The organism is Pseudomonas sp. PL-6, from assembly GCF_054110165.1.
Window position 1 is genome coordinate 817,034 of sequence record NZ_CM134189.1, and the last position, 18,032, is coordinate 835,065.

Annotated in this window: 17 protein-coding genes; 14 read left to right on the top strand and 3 right to left on the bottom strand. The window is 66.3% G+C overall.

The features are described 5' to 3' along the window. The first annotated feature begins 9 nt into the window (after positions 1–9). From urtC to ACW9UL_RS03640, 7 genes are all read left to right on the top strand, one after another. Positions 10–1,182, top strand: a complete 1,173-nt coding sequence (gene urtC, locus ACW9UL_RS03610; protein ID WP_457788914.1) for an urea ABC transporter permease subunit UrtC — start codon at positions 10–12, stop codon at positions 1,180–1,182. Further along, entirely contained in the window at positions 1,179–1,943 is a 765-nt protein-coding gene (urtD, locus tag ACW9UL_RS03615) for an urea ABC transporter ATP-binding protein UrtD (protein ID WP_457788916.1), read from the top strand. Before urtC ends, urtD begins: the two co-directional genes overlap by 4 nt. Positions 1,944–1,965: 22 nt before the next feature. Next, positions 1,966–2,655: an urea ABC transporter ATP-binding subunit UrtE gene (urtE, locus tag ACW9UL_RS03620; RefSeq protein ID WP_457788918.1), complete on the top strand. Its 690-nt coding sequence runs from the start codon at positions 1,966–1,968 to the stop codon at positions 2,653–2,655. 285 nt (positions 2,656–2,940) lie between these two features. Next, positions 2,941–4,170: a formamidase gene (gene fmdA / locus ACW9UL_RS03625; protein WP_457788920.1), complete on the top strand. Its 1,230-nt coding sequence runs from the start codon at positions 2,941–2,943 to the stop codon at positions 4,168–4,170. 61 nt (positions 4,171–4,231) lie between these two features. Next, entirely contained in the window at positions 4,232–4,579 is a 348-nt protein-coding gene (locus ACW9UL_RS03630) for an FmdB family zinc ribbon protein (RefSeq protein ID WP_457788922.1), read from the top strand. Between the two features lie 122 nt (positions 4,580–4,701). Beyond that, positions 4,702–5,745: an aliphatic amidase gene (locus ACW9UL_RS03635; protein WP_457788924.1), complete on the top strand. Its 1,044-nt coding sequence runs from the start codon at positions 4,702–4,704 to the stop codon at positions 5,743–5,745. 3 nt (positions 5,746–5,748) lie between these two features. Further along, the gene (locus tag ACW9UL_RS03640; protein WP_457788926.1) at positions 5,749–6,786 is read left to right on the top strand and encodes an AAA family ATPase; all 1,038 of its coding nucleotides are present in this window, start codon (positions 5,749–5,751) and stop codon (positions 6,784–6,786) included. A 48-nt stretch (positions 6,787–6,834) separates the two neighbouring features. Here the strand turns inward: ACW9UL_RS03640 and ACW9UL_RS03645 are convergent, their stop codons facing one another. Further along, positions 6,835–8,418, bottom strand: coding sequence for a peptide chain release factor 3 (locus tag ACW9UL_RS03645; RefSeq protein WP_122108149.1), 1,584 nt, complete (start codon positions 8,416–8,418; stop codon positions 6,835–6,837). A gap of 570 nt (positions 8,419–8,988) precedes the next feature. On the opposite strand from ACW9UL_RS03645, the gene ACW9UL_RS03650 reads away from it, so the two are divergent. The 4 genes from ACW9UL_RS03650 (at position 8,989) to ACW9UL_RS03665 (ending at position 14,698) form a co-directional block, all read left to right on the top strand. Then, a complete protein-coding gene (locus ACW9UL_RS03650; RefSeq protein WP_457788928.1) occupies positions 8,989–10,152 on the top strand; it encodes a type III PLP-dependent enzyme in 1,164 nt (387 codons plus the stop codon). Between the two features lie 234 nt (positions 10,153–10,386). After that, positions 10,387–12,681 (top strand): TonB-dependent receptor, encoded by a 2,295-nt coding sequence (locus ACW9UL_RS03655; RefSeq protein WP_457788930.1) that lies wholly within the window; start codon positions 10,387–10,389, stop codon positions 12,679–12,681. A 147-nt stretch (positions 12,682–12,828) separates the two neighbouring features. Continuing rightward, positions 12,829–13,497 carry a Fe2+-dependent dioxygenase gene (locus ACW9UL_RS03660; protein ID WP_457788932.1) on the top strand — a complete coding sequence of 223 codons (669 nt, stop codon included), beginning with the start codon at positions 12,829–12,831 and terminating at the stop codon, positions 13,495–13,497. 94 nt (positions 13,498–13,591) lie between these two features. Then, positions 13,592–14,698: an alpha-hydroxy acid oxidase gene (locus tag ACW9UL_RS03665; protein WP_457788934.1), complete on the top strand. Its 1,107-nt coding sequence runs from the start codon at positions 13,592–13,594 to the stop codon at positions 14,696–14,698. A gap of 7 nt (positions 14,699–14,705) precedes the next feature. Here ACW9UL_RS03665 and ACW9UL_RS03670 read toward each other — a convergent pair whose 3' ends face one another. Both ACW9UL_RS03670 and ACW9UL_RS03675 read right to left on the bottom strand, forming a co-directional pair. Then, on the bottom strand, positions 14,706–15,143 hold the full coding sequence (locus tag ACW9UL_RS03670; protein WP_457788936.1) for a YqaA family protein: 438 nt from the start codon (positions 15,141–15,143) through the stop codon (positions 14,706–14,708). A gap of 40 nt (positions 15,144–15,183) precedes the next feature. Then, a complete protein-coding gene (locus tag ACW9UL_RS03675) occupies positions 15,184–15,912 on the bottom strand; it encodes a VC0807 family protein (protein ID WP_021442672.1) in 729 nt (242 codons plus the stop codon). A 77-nt stretch (positions 15,913–15,989) separates the two neighbouring features. Here ACW9UL_RS03675 and ACW9UL_RS03680 point away from each other — a divergent pair, with 77 nt between their 5' ends. From ACW9UL_RS03680 to ACW9UL_RS03690, 3 genes are all read left to right on the top strand, one after another. After that, the gene (locus tag ACW9UL_RS03680) at positions 15,990–16,130 is read left to right on the top strand and encodes a hypothetical protein (protein WP_457788938.1); all 141 of its coding nucleotides are present in this window, start codon (positions 15,990–15,992) and stop codon (positions 16,128–16,130) included. A gap of 80 nt (positions 16,131–16,210) precedes the next feature. Beyond that, entirely contained in the window at positions 16,211–16,984 is a 774-nt protein-coding gene (locus tag ACW9UL_RS03685) for a substrate-binding periplasmic protein (RefSeq protein WP_457788940.1), read from the top strand. A 155-nt stretch (positions 16,985–17,139) separates the two neighbouring features. Next, on the top strand, positions 17,140–18,003 hold the full coding sequence (locus ACW9UL_RS03690) for an oxaloacetate decarboxylase (RefSeq protein ID WP_397496615.1): 864 nt from the start codon (positions 17,140–17,142) through the stop codon (positions 18,001–18,003). Positions 18,004–18,032: the final 29 nt, after the last annotated feature.

An 18,032-nucleotide genomic window follows, 5' to 3' on the forward strand; every position in this document is an offset into this window, starting at 1 on the left:
GAGCCGCCCATGAACCCGACTCTCGACAAACTCCTGGGCGGCAAGCAGGGCGCCATCGGCCTGGCGGTGCTCGCCGCGCTGATCCTGGTGGTGTTTCCGCTGGCGCTGGACGCCTTCCGCCTGAACATGGTCGGCAAGTACCTGACCTACGCCTTCGTCGCCGTCGGCCTGGTGCTGTGCTGGGGCTACGGCGGCATCCTCAGCCTCGGCCAGGGCATCTTCTTCGGCCTCGGCGGCTACTGCATGGCGATGTTCCTCAAGCTGGAAGCGTCCGACCCGGAGAGCACCAAGATCCAGTCCACCCCCGGCATCCCGGACTTCATGGACTGGAACCAGATCACCGAGCTGCCGATGCTCTGGCAGCCGTTCCACAGCTTCGGTTTCACCCTGCTGGCGGTGATCGCGGTGCCGGTGCTGCTGGCCCTGGTGATCGGCCTGACCATGTTCAAGCGCCGCGTCGGCGACGTGTACTTCTCCATAGTCACCCAGGCCATCGCGCTGATCCTCACCGTGCTGATCATCGGCCAGCAGGGCTACACCGGCGGGGTCAACGGCATCACCGACCTGCGCACCCTGATGGGCTGGGACATCCGCAGCGACGAGGCCAAGCTGATCTTGTACTTCGTCAGCGCCTTCCTGCTGTTCGGCTGCATCCTGCTGGCGCGTTTCATCATCGCCTCCAAGCTCGGCCGCCTGCTGCTGGCCATGCGCGACAAGGAAGAGCGCGTGCGCTTCTCCGGCTACGACGTGGCCAGCTTCAAGATCTTCGTGTTCTGCGTCGGCGCCGCCTTCGCCGCCATCGGCGGAGCGATGTTCACCCTGCAGGTCGGTTTCATGTCGCCGAGCTTCGTCGGCATCGTGCCGTCGATCGAGATGGTCATCTTCGCCGCCGTCGGTGGGCGCCTGTCGCTGCTTGGCGCGGTGTACGGCGCGCTGCTGGTCAACTTCGGCAAGACCTACTTCTCCGAGAGCTTCCCCGAGCTGTGGCTGTACCTGATGGGCGGCCTGTTCATCGTCGTGGTCATGTACTTCCCCAACGGCCTCGCCGGCCTGTGGGACAGCCACGGCAAGCGCTGGCTGGCACGCCTCAAACCGGCGGCCAAGGCGCCGGTCAAGGCTCAGCCGGTGGCCAAACCCGTCGCCAAGGCCGTTCCCACTCGCGAACTGGAGACTACCCCATGAGCCCGAATCCCAGCGGCTTCCAGATGCCCAAACCGGTGCTGGCCATCGAGGGCCTGAGCGTGTCCTTCGACGGCTTCAAGGCGGTCGACGACCTCAACCTGTACATCGACCGCAACGAGGTGCGCGTGGTCATCGGCCCCAACGGCGCCGGCAAGACCACGGTGCTCGATCTGATCTGCGGCAAGACCCGCGCCACTGCCGGCAGCATCCAGTTCGAGAACCGCGAGCTGACCAGGATGCGCGAGTTCGACATCGTCCGCGCCGGGGTCGGGCGCAAGTTCCAGAACCCGTCGATCTACGAGAACCTGACGGTGTTCGAGAACCTGGAAATGTCCTATCCCAAGGGCCGCAAGGTGCTCGGCGCGCTGTTCTTCAAGCGCTCGCAGGCGGTGATCGAGCGGGTCGAGCAGGTGGCCACCGAGATCATGCTCGGTGAGCACCTGCACCTGCAGGCCGACCTGCTCTCGCACGGCCAGAAGCAGTGGCTGGAGATCGGCATGCTGCTGATGCAGGACCCGCAGCTGCTGATGCTCGACGAGCCGGTGGCCGGCATGAGCGTGTCCGAGCGGGTGGCCACCGCCGAGCTGCTCAAGCGCATCAGCCAGGGCCGCTCGGTGCTGGTCATCGAGCACGACATGGAGTTCGTCAAGAGCATCGCGCACAAGGTCACCGTGCTGCATCAGGGCAAGGTGCTGGCCGAGGGCAGCATGGACGCGGTGCAGAACAATCCCAAGGTCATCGAGGTGTACCTGGGGCACTGAGCCCCGGGTCAAGGAGTCCAGCATGTTCCAGATCAACAACCTCGTCTCCGGCTACGGCCAGAGCCGGATCCTCCACGAACTCGACCTGACGGTGGCGAAGAAGGAAATCGTCGCGGTGATGGGCCGCAACGGCATGGGCAAGACCACCCTGTTCAAGAGCCTGATGGGCGTGCTGCCGCAGTGGGGCGGACAGATCAGCGTCGACGGCCGCGACATCTCCAAACTGGAGACCCATCAGCGCGTCGAGGCCGGCATCGCCTATGTGCCGCAGGGGCGGATGATCTTCCCCAGCATGACCGTGCTGGAGAACATCCAGACCGGCCTGCCGGCGGAAGCACGCGGCAAGGTGCCGGACGACCTTTATGCGCTGTTCCCGGTGCTGCAGGAGATGCGCCACCGCAAGGGCGGCAACCTCTCCGGCGGCCAGCAGCAACAGCTGGCCATCGCCCGCGCGCTGGCGACCAACCCCAAGGTGCTGCTGCTCGACGAGCCGACCGAGGGCATCCAGCCGTCGATCATCAAGGACATCGCCCGTACCCTGAAGGAGATCCGCAACCTGCGCGACCTGACCATCATCGTCTCGGAGCAGGTGCTGTCCTTCACCATGGAGATCGCCGACCGCTTCCTGGTCATCGAGAAGGGCAAGTTCGTCATCGAGGAGGCGCGCGACAAGGTCGACGAGGCGACCATCAGCCGCTACCTCTCGGTGTGACGATCCGCTTTCGTAGCCCGGATGAAATCCGGGGAGAGGATTGAGGCCGTTCCCGGATTTCATCCGGGCTACGGGACTGGTTCTCCCGCTTTACGGCCGGCGTGTTCTCCATGCGCCGGCCGCTTTTTCGCGTCTGCGCAAAAGCCGCTGCAAGCCGCGCCACTACTGCTGCCGCGCATACGTCATCCAACGTATTTTCGCCCTCGCTGCACTCCCCGAGACTGGCCCTCGTACCCCGGCGCATCAATGCGCCAGGCACCCATCACAGGTCCCAGGAGCACTGCCATGACCGACACCCTGATCAAGGTCGACCTCAACCAGGCCGCCACCGAGAACGAACAAGTCCACAACCGCTGGCACCCGGACATTCCGATGGCCTGCTGGGTCAAGCCGGGCGACGATTTCATCCTGGAGACCTACGACTGGACCGGTGGCGCGATCAAGAACGACGACGACGCCAGCGACGTGCGCGACGTCGACCTGTCCACCGTGCACTACCTGTCCGGCCCGGTGGGCGTACATGGCGCGGAGCCGGGCGATCTGCTGATCGTCGAGCTGCTCGATATCGGTGCCAAGCAGGACATGCTCTGGGGCTTCAACGGCTTCTTCTCGAAGAACAACGGCGGTGGTTTCCTCACCGATTACTTTCCCTCGGCGCAGAAGTCGATCTGGGACTTCGAAGGCATGTTCACCAAGAGCCGGCACATCCCCGGCGTGCGCTTCGCCGGCCTGATCCACCCCGGCCTGATCGGCTGCCTGCCGGACCACAAGATGCTCGCCGAGTGGAATCGCCGCGAGCAGGAGCTGATCGACAGCAACCCGACCCGCGTGCCGCCGCTGGCCAACCCGCCGTTCGCCAGCACCGCGCACATGGGCAAGATGACCGGCGCCTCCCGCGACCTGGCCGCCGCCACCGGCGCGCGCACCGTGCCGCCGCGCGAGCATGGCGGCAACTGCGACATCAAGGACCTGTCGCGCGGCTCGAAGATCTTCTTCCCGGTCTATGTCGACGGCGCCGGCCTGTCGGTGGGCGACCTGCACTTCAGCCAGGGTGACGGCGAGATCACCTTCTGCGGCGCCATCGAGATGGCCGGCTGGGTGCACATGAAGGTCGAGCTGATCAAGGGCGGCATGGCCAAGTACGGGATCAAGAACCCGATCTTCAAACCCAGCCCGATCGTGCCGACCTACAACAACTTCCTGATCTTCGAGGGCATCTCGGTCGACGACGCCGGCAAGCAGCACTACCTGGACGTCAACCTGGCCTACCAGCAGGCCTGCCTCAACGCCATCAATTACCTGACCAAGTTCGGCTACTCGCCGGCCCAGGGCTACTCGCTGCTCGGCTCGGCGCCGGTGCAGGGGCATATCAGCGGCGTGGTCGACATCCCCAACGCCTGCGCCACGCTGTGGCTGCCGACCGACATCTTCGAGTTCGACATCAACCCCAGCGCCAGCGGCCCGACCAAGTTCCTCGACGGCAGCATCGACCTGCCCATCGCCTACGACAAGTGATACCAGCGCACACGGCCACCCCAGGGGGCGCCGTGCGCACCGACTCTATCGAGGTATTGCCATGCCCATCTATGAATACGACTGCCCGAGTTGCGGCGACTTCACTGTGCTGCGGCCGATGGCCGAGCGCGACGCCGCCTGCGCCTGCCCGCATTGCGACACGCCGAGCGAGCGGGTGATTCTCAGCGCCCCGGGCCTGACCAGCATGGCCGGCAGCCAGCGCCGCGCCCATGAAACCAACGAGCGCAGCGCCCATGCGCCGCAAAGCCTCGAGGAATACAAGGCCAGCCGCAAGCACCCGGCCGGCTGCAGCTGCTGCGGCCCGAGCAAGCCGGTCGAGCGCACCAAGGCCAACCCCCATGGCCTCAAGGCCAGCCCCTCGGCGCGGCCGTGGATGATCAGCCACTGAGGCTGTTTGTTGGGTCCCTGCCTGCGCGGGGATGACGTGGGTTTTTCACCCTCATTCCCGCGCAGGCGGGAATCCAGCCCACAGGGCGCTCCTACGACATACATCTCAAGCGGAGGTTTTCCATGCGCCACGGCGATATTTCCAGCAGCCCCGATACCGTCGGCGTCGCCGTCGTCAATTACAGAATGCCGCGCCTGCATACCAAGGCCGAGGTGCTCGACAACGCGCGCCAGATCGCCGAGATGATCAAGGGCATGAAGCTCGGCCTGCCGGGCATGGACCTGGTGGTGTTCCCCGAGTACAGCACCATGGGCATCATGTACGACAAGGACGAGATGATGGCCACCGCCGCCACCATCCCCGGCGAGGAGACCGCGATCTTCTCCGCCGCCTGCCGCGAGGCCAGAACCTGGGGCATCTTCTCGCTCACCGGCGAGCGCCATGAGGAACACCCGCACAAGGCGCCGTACAACACCCTCATCCTGATCAACGATCAGGGCGAGATCGTGCAGAAGTACCGCAAGTGCATTCCCTGGTGCCCCATCGAGGGCTGGTACCCGGGCGACCGTACCTACGTCTCCGCAGGCCCCAAGGGCCTGAAGATCAGCCTGATCATCTGCGACGACGGCAACTACCCGGAGATCTGGCGCGACTGCGCGATGAAGGGCGCCGAGCTGATCGTGCGCTGCCAGGGCTACATGTACCCGGCCAAGGACCAGCAGGTGCTGATGGCCAAGACCATGGCCTGGGCCAACAACTGCTACGTGGCGGTGGCCAACGCCACCGGCTTCGACGGCGTGTACAGCTACTTCGGCCACTCCGCGCTGATCGGCTTCGACGGCCGCACCCTCGGCGAGTGCGGCGAGGAAGAGATGGGCATCCAGTACGCCCAGCTGTCGGTCTCGCAGATCCGCGACGCACGGGCCAACGACCAGTCGCAGAACCACCTGTTCAAGCTGCTCCATCGTGGCTACACCGGCGTGTACAACTCCGGCGATGGCGACAAGGGCGTGGCCGATTGCCCGTTCGAGTTCTACCGCACCTGGGTGCTGGACGCGCAGAAGGCCCGGGAGGACGTGGAGAAGCTGACCCGCTCGACCATCGGCGTGGCCGACTGCCCGGTGGGCGAGCTGCCCCACCCCGGCAAGGAAAAGGTCGCAGGCTGAACCATGCCCTTCGCCAACGACCTGCTCGAACACAACCGCCAGCGCCTGGCCGAGGCGGCGCCGGCCACCCTGCAGTCGCGCTTCCTTTTCGAGCCGGGCAAGGTCATGGCCCTGCTGCGCGAGCGCATCGTCGGCCAGGACGCGGTGCTGGAGCAGGTCGAGGCGCTGCTCAAGGTGGTCAAGGTCGATATCGGCGAGCGCGAGCGGCCACTGGCGGTCAGCCTGTTCATGGGGCCGACCGGTGTAGGCAAGACCGAGATCGTGCGCCTGCTGGCGCAGGCCATTCATGGTCGCGCCGACGCCCTGTGCCGCATCGACATGCACACCCTGGCCCAGGAGCACTACGCCGCTGCCCTGACCGGTGCGCCACCCGGTTACGTTGGCAGCAAGGAAGGCACCACGCTGTTCGATGCAGAATCTATCGCCGGCAGTTTCGGTCGACCCGGCATCGTGCTGTTCGACGAGCTGGAGAAGGCCAGCCCCGAAGTACTGCGCAGCCTGCTCGGCATTCTCGAGCATGGTCGACTGACCCTGACCGCCGGCAGCCGTACCCTGGATTTTCGTAACAGCCTGATCTTCATGACCAGCAACCTCGGCGCGCAGCAGGCGCAGCGCTACCGCGAGCGTTTCGCCCGTGGCTGGCGACGTTGGTTGGGGCTGGCGCCGAGAGGCGAGGGCGCATTATTGGAGCAGGTGCTGCACGAGCGTTTCGAGCCGGAATGGCTCAATCGTATCGACCGAATTCTGGTGTTCGAGCGCATCGACGAGCAGTGGCTCGATGCCTTGCTGAACATCGAGCTGGACAAACTCAACCAGCGTCTGGGGCGTCAGGGCCGCTCGCTACAGGTGGAGCAGAGTGCCCGCGCCTGGCTATGCCGCGAGCATGACATCCGCTTCGGTGCCCGCGCCCTGGCGCGCCGTATACGCATCGAGCTGGAGCCGGCAATTGCCGAGTGGCTATTGGCGGAGCCCGGTATTAGCCGCCTTTCATGTGTGCTTGCACAGGGCCGGCTGCAGGTGCGTGAGCAACAGCAGTCCTGACGAACGGGCGACAATAAAAAACGGCCCGTTGGGAGGGCCGTTCTTTACTCAGTGATGCTCACGCGTGGCGCGGAACTTGATCTCCGGCCAGCGCTCTTCCATCAGGCTGAGGTTGACCCGGGTCGGCGCCAGGTAGGTGAGGTGGCCGCCGCCGTCGACGGCGAGGTTCTCGTAGGCCTTGTCCTTGAACTCCTTGAGCTTCTTCTCGTCGCTGCAGTCGATCCAGCGCGCCGACCAGACGTTGATCGCCTCGTAGGCGCATTCCACCTTGTATTCCTCCTTCAGGCGGCTGGCGACCACGTCGAACTGCAGCACACCGACCGCACCGAGGATGATGTCGTTGTTGCGCTCGGGGAAGAACACCTGGGTCGCGCCTTCCTCGGCCAGCTCCTGCAGGCCCTGGCGCAGCTGCTTGGATTTCAGCGGGTCCTTCAGGCGCACGCGGCGGAACAGTTCCGGGGCGAAGTGGGGGATGCCGGTGAAACCCAGGCTCTCGCCTTCGGTAAAGGTGTCGCCGATCTGGATGGTGCCGTGGTTGTGCAGGCCGATGATGTCGCCGGCGAAGGCTTCGTCCAGGTGCTCGCGCTCGCTGGAGAAGAAGGTCAGCGCGTCGGCGACCTTGAGGTCCTTCTTGATCCGCACGTGGCGCATCTTCATGCCCTTCTCGTACTTGCCCGAGCAGATACGCATAAAGGCGATGCGGTCCCTATGTTTCGGGTCCATGTTCGCCTGGATCTTGAACACGAAGCCGCTGAACTTCTCCTCGATCGGTTCCACCACCCGTTCGTGGGCGGCGCGCGGCAGCGGGCGCGGGGCCCAGTCGACCACGGCGTCGAGCACCTGGTCGACGCCGAAGTTGCCCAGCGCTGTGCCGAAGAACACCGGGGTCATCTCGCCCTTGAGGAAGGCTTCGGCATCGAATTCGTGGCAGGCGCCCTGGACCAGCTCCAGCTGGTCGACGAAGTTGTCGTAGAGGTCACCCAGGTGCGCGCGGGCCGCGTCCGAGTCGAGGTGCTCGATGATCTTCACCTCGGTACGCTCGTGGCCGTGGCCCGGGGTGTAGACGATGATCTTGTCTTCGGACAGGTGGTACACGCCCTTGAAGTCGCGGTAGCAGCCGATCGGCCAGGTGATGGGCGCGGCCTTGATGTTCAGCACCGCCTCGATCTCGTCGAGCAGTTCGATGGGGTCGCGGATATCGCGGTCGAGCTTGTTGATAAAGCTCACAATCGGAGTATCCCGCAGGCGGCACACGTCCATCAGGGCGATGGTGCGCGGCTCCACGCCCTTGCCGCCGTCGAGCACCATCAGCGCGCTGTCCACCGCGGTCAGGGTGCGGTAGGTGTCTTCGGAGAAGTCTTCGTGGCCGGGGGTGTCGAGCAGGTTGATCATGTGCTCGCGGTAGGGGAACTGCATCACCGAGGTGGTGATGGAGATGCCGCGCTGCTTCTCCATCTCCATCCAGTCGCTGGTGGCGTGGCGGTCGGATTTGCGCGACTTCACCGTGCCGGCGACCTCGATGGCCTTGCCCATCAGCAGCAGCTTCTCGGTGATGGTGGTCTTGCCGGCGTCCGGGTGGGAAATGATGGCGAAGGTACGGCGCTTGGCGACTTCGGCGGCCTGGGTGGTCATGGGCTGAACCTGGATGAAGATGGGGCGAAAAATTGGTCGCGAAGTATACAGCAAGCGCCGTGCAGGTGCCTGCACCTCGGTGCCGAGCCGCCGGCAGCTTGTCGCGCCGCTGCAGAGTGTCGGATGGGTTTTTTGCGAAGCCAGTCTCCGGCCTGGTCATGGCGCTGACTCAAGGCTGTTCTAGACTGCTTTGCAGCAGGGAGTTCGCCTGCCGGGCAAGCGGCTGCAGGCCGCGCCCGTTCAGCATTTCCGGGCATTTCGTGCGATATCCGGAACGATGAAATTTCCGGTTGATCTGAGGGGCGCATGGTCTTAAAGTCCGCGCCCGAACGTCCATGCTGGAAACGATCCATCCGGCTCAAGTACTGACGACGAGAGGTTGCCGGCCGGCCAGGTCGGTACCGGTGATGCTCGGCGACATGCCTTGGGAAGTAGGCGAACCAAAGTGGGGAAACTGTCAGACGTTCAGGCCAGCGCGTTGCGTGGCCAGCCCCGACACGTGGCGGAACCTGTAAGCGGTTCTGCTGCCCGAATCAATGTGTTCCCGGTTTTGCCATTGGAGTCACCAGCATGTCGATCAAGGTCGAAGACTATTACGCACCCGCCACTTTCCAGCGCATGAAGGCGTTCGCCGATCAGCACGAAACCCCCTTCGTGGTGATCGACCGGCAGATCATCAGCGATGCCTACGATCAGCTGGGCAACTGCTTCCCGTTCGCCAAGATCTACTACGCGGTCAAGGCCAATCCCGCCACCGAGATCATCGAGCTGCTGCGCGACAAGGGCTCGAGCTTCGACATCGCCTCGATCTACGAGCTGGACAAGGTCATGGCCACCGGCGTCGGCCCGGAGCGCATCAGCTACGGCAACACCATCAAGAAGTCGCGCGATATCCGCTACTTCTTCGACAAGGGCGTGCGCCTGTTCGCCACCGACTCCGAAGCCGACCTGCGCAACATCGCCAAGGCCGCGCCGGGGTCGAAGATCTACGTGCGCATCCTCACCGAAGGTTCCACCAGCGCCGACTGGCCGCTGTCGCGCAAGTTCGGTTGCCAGCCGGACATGGCCCTGGACCTGCTGATCCTGGCCAAGCAGCTGGGCCTGGTGCCCTATGGCATTTCCTTCCACGTCGGCTCGCAGCAGCGCGACATCGACGTGTGGGACGCGGCCATCGCCAAGGTCAAGGTGATCTTCGAGCGTCTCAAGGAAGAGGACGGCATCACCCTGCAGATGATCAACATGGGCGGCGGCTTCCCGGCCAACTACATCCAGCGCACCAACGATCTGGAAACCTACGCCGAGGAAATCACCCGTTTCCTCAAGGAAGACTTCGGCGACGATCTGCCGGAGATCATCCTCGAGCCGGGCCGCTCGCTGATCGCCAACGCCGGCGTGCTGGTCTCGGAAGTCGTGCTGGTGGCGCGCAAGTCGCGCACCGCGGTGGAGCGCTGGGTCTACGCCGACGTCGGCAAGTTCAGCGGCCTGATCGAAACCATGGACGAGTCGATCAAGTTCCCCATCTGGACCGAGAAGAAGGGCGAGATGGAGGAAGTGGTGATCGCCGGTCCCACCTGCGACAGCGCCGACATCATGTACGAGCACTACAAGTACGGCCTGCCGCTCAACCTGGCCAGCGGCGACCGCCTGTACTGGCTGTCCACCGGTGCCTACACCACCAGCTACAGCGCGGTGGAGTTCAACGGCTTCCCGCCGCTGAAGTCCTACTACCTGTAAGCGACCTGCCTGGTCAGCAACGCCCACCTTGTGTGGGCGTTGTCATTTCTGCCGCCGGGCTTCTGCGCTTTCCCCCGGTTCGGCTGTAAACCCCTTTCCAGAGCGCTCTGTTGGCTAGACGCGATTGTCAGTGACATATTTGTTACAAATTCTCCTTTGTAAATCGTTCGTAAAGATTGATTGCAACTGAATCTCATCTACTATCGCGCGCAGTTTTTATCTGGAGTGATTCTCGTGAGCGATAAGCATAACAAGCGTGCACCTCTTCCCCAGCGTCGCCTGCTGGCCTCGGCCGTCGGCCTGGCCCTGGCGTCCGGCTTCGCCGTGGCTCAGGACAGTGCAGTGGAGCTGGACAACGTCACCGTGCAGGGGCAGCAGGACCAGGGCTACAAGGTCGACAAGGCGTCCTCGCCGAAGCAGACCGCGGCGCTGCTGGATACCCCACAGACGATCAACATCATTCCCGAAGCGCTGTTTCGCGAGCAGAACGCGCGCACCCTCACCGAGGTGCTGAAGAACACCCCGGGGATCAGTTTCAACGCCGGTGAGAACGGCTTCGCCAGCGGCACCAACAACTTCAGCCTGCGCGGTTTCGACACCAGCGGCAGCATCTTCATCGACGGCGCCCGCGACAACGGCAGCTACACCCGCGACGTGTTCAACGTCGAGCAGGTGGAAGTGGCCAAGGGCCCGGCCGCCGACAACGGCCGCGGTGGCGCCGGCGGCTACGTCAATCTGGTGAGCAAGACGCCGACCCTGGAAAGCTTCATTGCCGGTGGCGCCAGCTTCGGCTTCGATCAGTACGATTCCGAGGCGCGCCGCCGCGCCACCCTGGATACCAACCAGATCATCCACGACAGCGCCGCCTTCCGCCTCAACCTGCTGGTGGAAGACAGCGGCGTGGCCGGTCGCGAGCACGCCGAGAAGAACAGCTGGGGCCTGGCGCCGTCGCTGGCCTTCGGCCTGGGCACCGACACCCGCGCGATCTTCGCCTACGAGCACGTGCAGATGAACGACCGCCCGGACTGGGGCGTTTCCGGCGCATCGGTCAAGGGCATGAAGGGCGACACGCCCTACAACCCGGCGCTTTCCGGGGTCGACCGCGACGAGTTCTACGGCCTCAAGTCGGACTTCGACGACACCACCAGCGATGCGCTGCTGGTGCGTCTGGAACACGACCTGTCCACCGGCATGACCCTGAGCAACCAGACCCGCTGGGCGCGCGTCGACCGCCAGGCGCGCTACACCCTGCCCTTCCAGTACCTGGGCGGCGACCAGCTGCGTACCGACACCCAGTTCTACGACCGGGTCAACACCAGCCTGAGCAACCTGACCAACCTGTCGGCGCAGTTCGCCACCGGTTCGATCAAGCACAACCTGGCCGCCGGCCTGGAGCTGACCCGCGAGGAGTCCGAGGCCGGCACCTATGCCGAGGTCAACCCGGGCAACGTCAACATCTTCGACCCGGACTGGGAGCGTAGCGGGCCGGCTTCCAAGCACAGCCGCCTGCGCGAGCGCAGCGACGTGACCGTCGACACCGTGGCGCTGTACGTCTACGACACCCTGGAGTTCACCCCGCAGTGGCAACTGACCGGCGGCCTGCGCCTGGAGCAGTACGATGTCGATATCCGCAGCCGTAACGTCCAGACCGGCGCCGCGGTGGGCGCCGACGGCTTCGACGACCGCGAGTTCAGCATCGGCGGCAAACTCGGCCTGGTCTACAAGCCGGCAGAGAACGGCAGCCTGTATGCCGCCTACGGCGTGTCGACCCAGCCGCCCGGCTCCTACCTGTCCAACCCGGACATCTCGCGGGTCAACGGCCAGGCCTTCCCCGGCTTCGTCCCGGGCGCCGATCCGGTGCGCGCGCACAACTACGAAGTCGGCACCAAGTGGGACTTCTTCGACAAGCGCCTGTCCACCACCGCAGCGCTGTTCTACACGGTGAAGAAGGACGTGGCCATCACCGGCCGCGACGCCGGCGAGACCAGCGACAGCCTCAAGGGCTACGGCGAGCAGGTGGTCAAGGGCCTGGAGCTGGGCGCCTCGGGGCAGATCACCGAGGCCTGGAACGTCTACGGCGGCATCGTCTTCATGGACAGCGAGCGCAAGCACAGCGCCTATCTGGACGAGGTGCGTCGACGCGCCAACGCCGGCGACTACGGTACTGCGCTGCGCACCGACGGCGACGAGCTGGCCTTCACCCCCAAGGTGTCGGGCAACCTGTGGACCACCTATCGCCTGCCGGTCGGCCTGACCCTGGGCCTGGGCGCGCAGCACGTCGGTTCGTCCTACCTGGGCCGCCCGGACGATGCCAGCCGCATCGTCGCCAACGGCCTGTACGGCAAGCTGCCGAGCTACACCACCTTCGCCGCCATGGCCAGCTACGAGGTCAACCAGAACCTCGATGTGCGCCTGAACGTCGACAACCTGACCGACGAGGAATACGCCGTCTCCAGCAACTGGAACGGTCGCCGCGTGCTGCTGGGCGACCCGCGTACCTTCACCCTGAGCACCAACTTCCGCTTCTAAGCGCAAGTGCCTGTGGCAACGCCCCGACCGCGCCAGCGGCCGGGGCGTTTGCCTGTAGCAGGAGCGAGCGCCAGGCATGGCTGTCATAGTGGCCTCGCTCTCTTTAGTATTCTGCGCCAACGGCGAGCCGCCCTGGAGACCTCACCCATGCTGCTGCATATCCCCGATCTGCTGAGCGCCGAGCAGCTGCGCCAGTGTCGCGCCGCGCTGCTGGCCGCCAACTGGCAGGACGGCCGGCACAGCGCCGGGCACCAGGCGGTCGGCGTCAAGGCCAACCAGCAACTGGCCCAGGACGATCCGCTGGCCCAGCAACTGGCCGAGTTCGTCCTCGCCCAGCTCGGCCAGAGCCCGCGTTTCATGGCCGCCGCACTGCCGCTCAAGGTGCTGCCGCCGCGCTTCAACCGCTACGCCGAGGGCGGCAGCTACGGCGCGCATATCGACAGCGCCGTGTTCAGCGTGCCGGGCACGCCGCACCGCATCCGCGCCGACCTGTCGGCCACCCTGTTCCTCAGCGAGCCGGACGAGTACGACGGCGGCGAACTGGTGCTGAAGGACAAGCGCGTCAAGCTGCCCGCCGGCCATCTGCTGCTCTATTCCAGCGGCAGCCTGCACCGGGTCGAGCCGGTGACCCGCGGCGCGCGCCTGGCTGCCTTCTTCTGGGTGCAGAGCCTGGTGCGCGAGGAGTCGCAGCGTAACCTGCTGCTGGAGCTGGACGACAGCATCCAGGCGTTGCGCCAGCAACTGCCGGACAGCCCCGAGCTGCTGCGCCTGACCGGCGTCTACCACAACCTGCTGCGCCAGTGGTCGCAGACCTGAGCGCCCGACCCATAGCCCGGATGCAATCCGGGGATAGCTGGTGCGCATTTCCCGGATGGCATCCGGGCGACCAACAACTCGCGGAGAGGCTCCCATGCCCTTGCCCAAACTGCAGCAGATACCCGCAGAAATCGCCGCGCTGGCCGACTACGAGCGCTTCGCCCGCGAGCGCCTGAGCGAGCAGGCCTGGGCCTACCTGGCCGGCGGCGCCGCCGACGAGCTGACCCTGGCCGACAACCGCGCCGCCTTCGACCGCCTGCGCTTGCGCAGCCGCGTACTGCGGGACCTGAGCGGCGGCAACACGCGCCTGCGCCTGTTCGGCCAGGACTTCGACCACCCGATCTTCCTCGCCCCGGTGGCCTATCAGCAGCTGGCCCACCCTGACGGCGAGCTGGCCAGCGTGCTGGCGGCCGGCGCGGTGCGCGCCGGCATGCTGGTCAGCACCCAGGCCAGCGTCGAACTGGAAACTATCGCCGCCGCCGCGCAGACGCCACTGTGGTTCCAGCTGTATATCCAGCCCGATCGCGACTTCACCGCGGCGCTGGTGCGCCGCGCCGAGGCGGCCGGCTACCAGGCGCTGGTGCTGACCGTGGATGCGCCGGTCAGCGGCGTGCGCAACCGCGAGCAGCGCGCCGGCTTCGCCCTGCCGGCGGGCATCGAGGCGGTCAACCTGCGCGGCATGCGCCCGCTGCAGGCATCAATCGAGCCGGCTGCCGGCAGCCTGCTGCTCGGCGGCCCGCTATTGGCGGCGGCGCCGACCTGGGCCGACCTGGCCTGGCTGCGTGGGCTGACCCGCCTGCCGATCCTGCTCAAGGGCATCATGAGCGGCGCCGATGCCGAGCAAGCGCTGTCGGCGGGGATGGATGGGCTGATCGTCTCCAACCACGGCGGGCGCAGCCTGGACGGCCTGCCGGCGACCATCGAGGCGCTGCCGGAAGTGGCCGCCGCGGTGCAGAAGCAAGTGCCGCTGCTGCTCGACGGCGGCATCCGCCGCGGCAGCGACGTGCTCAAGGCGCTGGCCCTGGGCGCCGATGCGGTGCTGGTGGGAAGGCCCTATGTGTTCGGCCTGGCGGCGGCCGGCGCGGTGGGCGTGGCCCATGTGCTGCAGATGCTGCGCGGCGAACTGGAAGTGGCCATGGCCCTGACCGGCTGCCGCGACCTGGCGGCCATTGGTGCCGAGACGATCTGGCGGCCGGCTTAGCGCGCGTTCAGCTCAGCTGCAGGGTCAGCGCGGCCAGCACGGCGTAGCGCGAGGCCTTGGCCAGACTGACGAGGGCGAGGAACACCCACAGGCGTTCGCGCATCACCCCGGCGACCAGGGTCAGCGGGTCGCCGATCACCGGCAGCCAGCTCAGCAGCAGCGACCAGCGCCCATGGCGGGCGTACCAGGCCTGCGCCTGCTGCAGGCGCGCCGGGCTGACCGGGAACCAGCGGCGTTCGCGGTAGCGCTCGAGGGAGCGGCCGAGCAGCCAGTTGACCCAGGAACCCAGCACGTTGCCGCAGGTGGCCACCAGCAGCAGGGCCCAGAGGGCGTGTTCGCCGTGCAGCAGCAGGCCCACCAGCACGGCCTCCGACTGCAGCGGCAGCAGGGTGGCGGCGCCGAAGGCAGAGAGGAACAGGGCCGGGTAGGCGGACAGGCTCAGCATCGTGGCGTTGCGCCGACCGGGCGGCCGGCGCGGACGGGAATCAGGACTGCGACTCCTGGCCCTGGTGGGCCATGATCTCTTCCAGGCTCAGGCCGGTGAGGCCGTGGATGGTCTTCCACAGGTAGTAGAAGATCGCCATCAGCATGATCATCGAGGGGATGGCAATCATCGGGTAGCTGAGCAGGGTCATGCGCCCCAGCTCGTCGTTGAACGCCTCGGTGCCGGCCGGGCTGACGACTATCCACTTGGCCAGCACGTAGTTCATCAGCGAGGAAAAGAAGAAGGTGCCGCTGAGCCAGTAGGTGGCGCGCATCAGCCGCGTCTCGAAGTGCTCGAGGTGGCCGCCCTGTTCCAGGCGCTGGTGGATCTTGTCGACGTTGAGCACCGACTTGTTGAACAGCAGGGTGCGGATCAGCGGGTAGCGGGTGCGGGTCGAGACCAGCACGGCGATGCCGATCAGCCCGGGGATCGCCGCCTCCTTGACTGCCAGCCACTGAGTGTCGAGGTGCAGCAGGCCGATGCCGCCGGTCAGCGCCACGCTGATCAGGCCGAGCAGGGCGATGAAGTTGAACTTGCGGTACTTGATCAGCTCGAACGCGCCCCAGCCCAGCGGGAACGCCAGCGCCAGCAGCAGCGCGCCGTCGGCGCCGAGGCGCTCGTCGCCGCTGAGCTTCATCAGGATGAACGAGGGGATCAGGATGCTGATGGCCAGGTCGATCAACGGGCGGGGCTTGTGCGTCGGGATGCGGCTGTCGGTGGTAGCGGTCATAACGTCTGGAGTCTGCGTAGGAGGCCCGATGATCGCCTGCCCGGCGCGCCAGGGCTAGCCCGACCGTCGGTTGGAATGTGAAAAAGTATGAGCCGACAGCTGGGCGACAGGCACTGCAGGGCGAACCGGTGGCGTCGCGCCTGCAGCTGCTGCCCGAACCGCGCGTGCTGACTGCGGCGGAGCTGGTCAACGCCGCCGCCGCCGAGCAGCCTTGGTGATGCGCCGGGCAGGCGTTTATCATCGTGCGCCTGGTCGCTCCGAATCCTGCAGTGGGGCGCGCCTCAGTCGGTGGCCGCTGATGACCCTGAAATGCAAAGCCTGTGTCCTGCTGTTGCTCTGCAGCCTGGCCACCTCCCTGGTCGCCGCCGAGCTGCGCCTGTACACCGAGGACTATCGGCCGTTCAGCTACCTCGAGGACGGCCAGCCGAGCGGCATGGCGGTGGCGGTGGTCGAGGAACTGATCCGCCGCACCGGCGAGTCGGCGCGCATCGAAGTGGTGCCCTGGACGCGCGGTTACCACCAGGTTCGCCGGCTACCCGATACGGCGCTGTTCTCCACCGTGCGCACGGCGCAGCGCGAGGCGCTGTTCCACTGGGTCGGCCCCATCGCCCGCGGCCATACGCGCTTCTACAGCCGCAAGGCGGACGGCCTGCACGTCGCCGACCTGGACGGCGTGCGCCGTCTCGGTCCCCTGGCCGTGCCCAAGCAGTGGTACTCCTACGAGCTGCTGACCGAGCTGGGCCTGGACAACCTTTACGGCGTGCCGACGCCGCAGGACATGCTGCGCATGTTCCGCCACGGCCGGGTCAAGCTGCTGCTCGCCAACAGCCTGACCCTCGACGGCATGCTGGCCGAACAGGGCATGCAGGCCGAGCAGCTGCAGGCGCAGTTCGACCTGATGCCCAACGATTCCTACATCGCCTTCTCCCGCCAGACCGATGCGCGGCGCGTGGAGCGCTGGCAGCAGGCGCTGCTGGAGATGCGCCGCGACGGCAGCCTGGAACGCATCTACCGGCACTGGTTGCCCTGGGTCGATGCCGAGACCTTGGCCGAGCTGCTGCGCGACGACTGAGCGCGCGGCACGCCTCCTGCCGCAGCGCGCCGAGTGACGCCGCTCGGCCAGCGGTGGCGCATGTCGGTGTCCTGCGCCCCGGTTCGTCGCGTCTATCCGGGTAACCCTACAGCCGATCCGCGATTCACCTGACTGGAATACGCACCATGCCCATCCTGCAACGCGCCTCCCACCACCAACTGCGCAGCGCCTTTCGCGCGCTGCTGGCCTCCGACCGCTGCTACCACACCGCCTCGGTGTTCGACCCGATGTCCGCGCGGATCGCCGCCGACCTGGATTTCGAGGTCGGCATCCTCGGCGGCTCGGTGGCCTCGCTGCAGGTGCTGGGGGCGCCGGACTTCGCCCTGATCAGCCTGAGCGAATTCGTCGAGCAGGCCACGCGCATCGGCCGGGTCGCGCGCCTGCCGGTGATCGCCGACGCCGACCATGGCTACGGCAACGCGCTCAACGTGATGCGCACGGTGGTCGAACTGGAGCGTGCCGGGGTGGCCGCGCTGACCATCGAGGACACCCTGCTGCCGGCGCAGTTCGGCCGCAAGTCCACCGACCTCATCTCGGTCGAGGAGGGCGTCGGCAAGATCCGTGCGGCGCTGGAGGCGCGCATCGATCCGGAGCTGGCGATCATCGCCCGCAGCCACGCCGGGGTGCTCGAGGTCGACGAGGTGATCCGCCGCACCCGCGCCTACCAGGCTGCCGGCGCCGACGCCATCTGCCTGGTCGGGGTCAAGGATTTCGCCCATCTGGAGCAGATCGCCGGCGGCCTTGGCGTGCCGCTGATGCTGGTCACCTACGGCAACCCGCAGCTGCGCGACAACGCCCGCCTGGCGCGGCTCGGCGTGCGCATCCTGGTCAACGGCCACGGCGCCTACTTCGCCGCGATCAAGGCCACCTACGACTGCCTGCGCGAGCAGCGCGGCATCGAGCCGGGCGATCTCAACGCCACCGAGCTGACCCACAAGTACAGCCTGCCCGAGGACTATATCGTCTGGGCCCGTGAGTTTATGGAAGTCAAGGAGTGACGACGGGCTGCTCTTGAACTTCGCCCGCC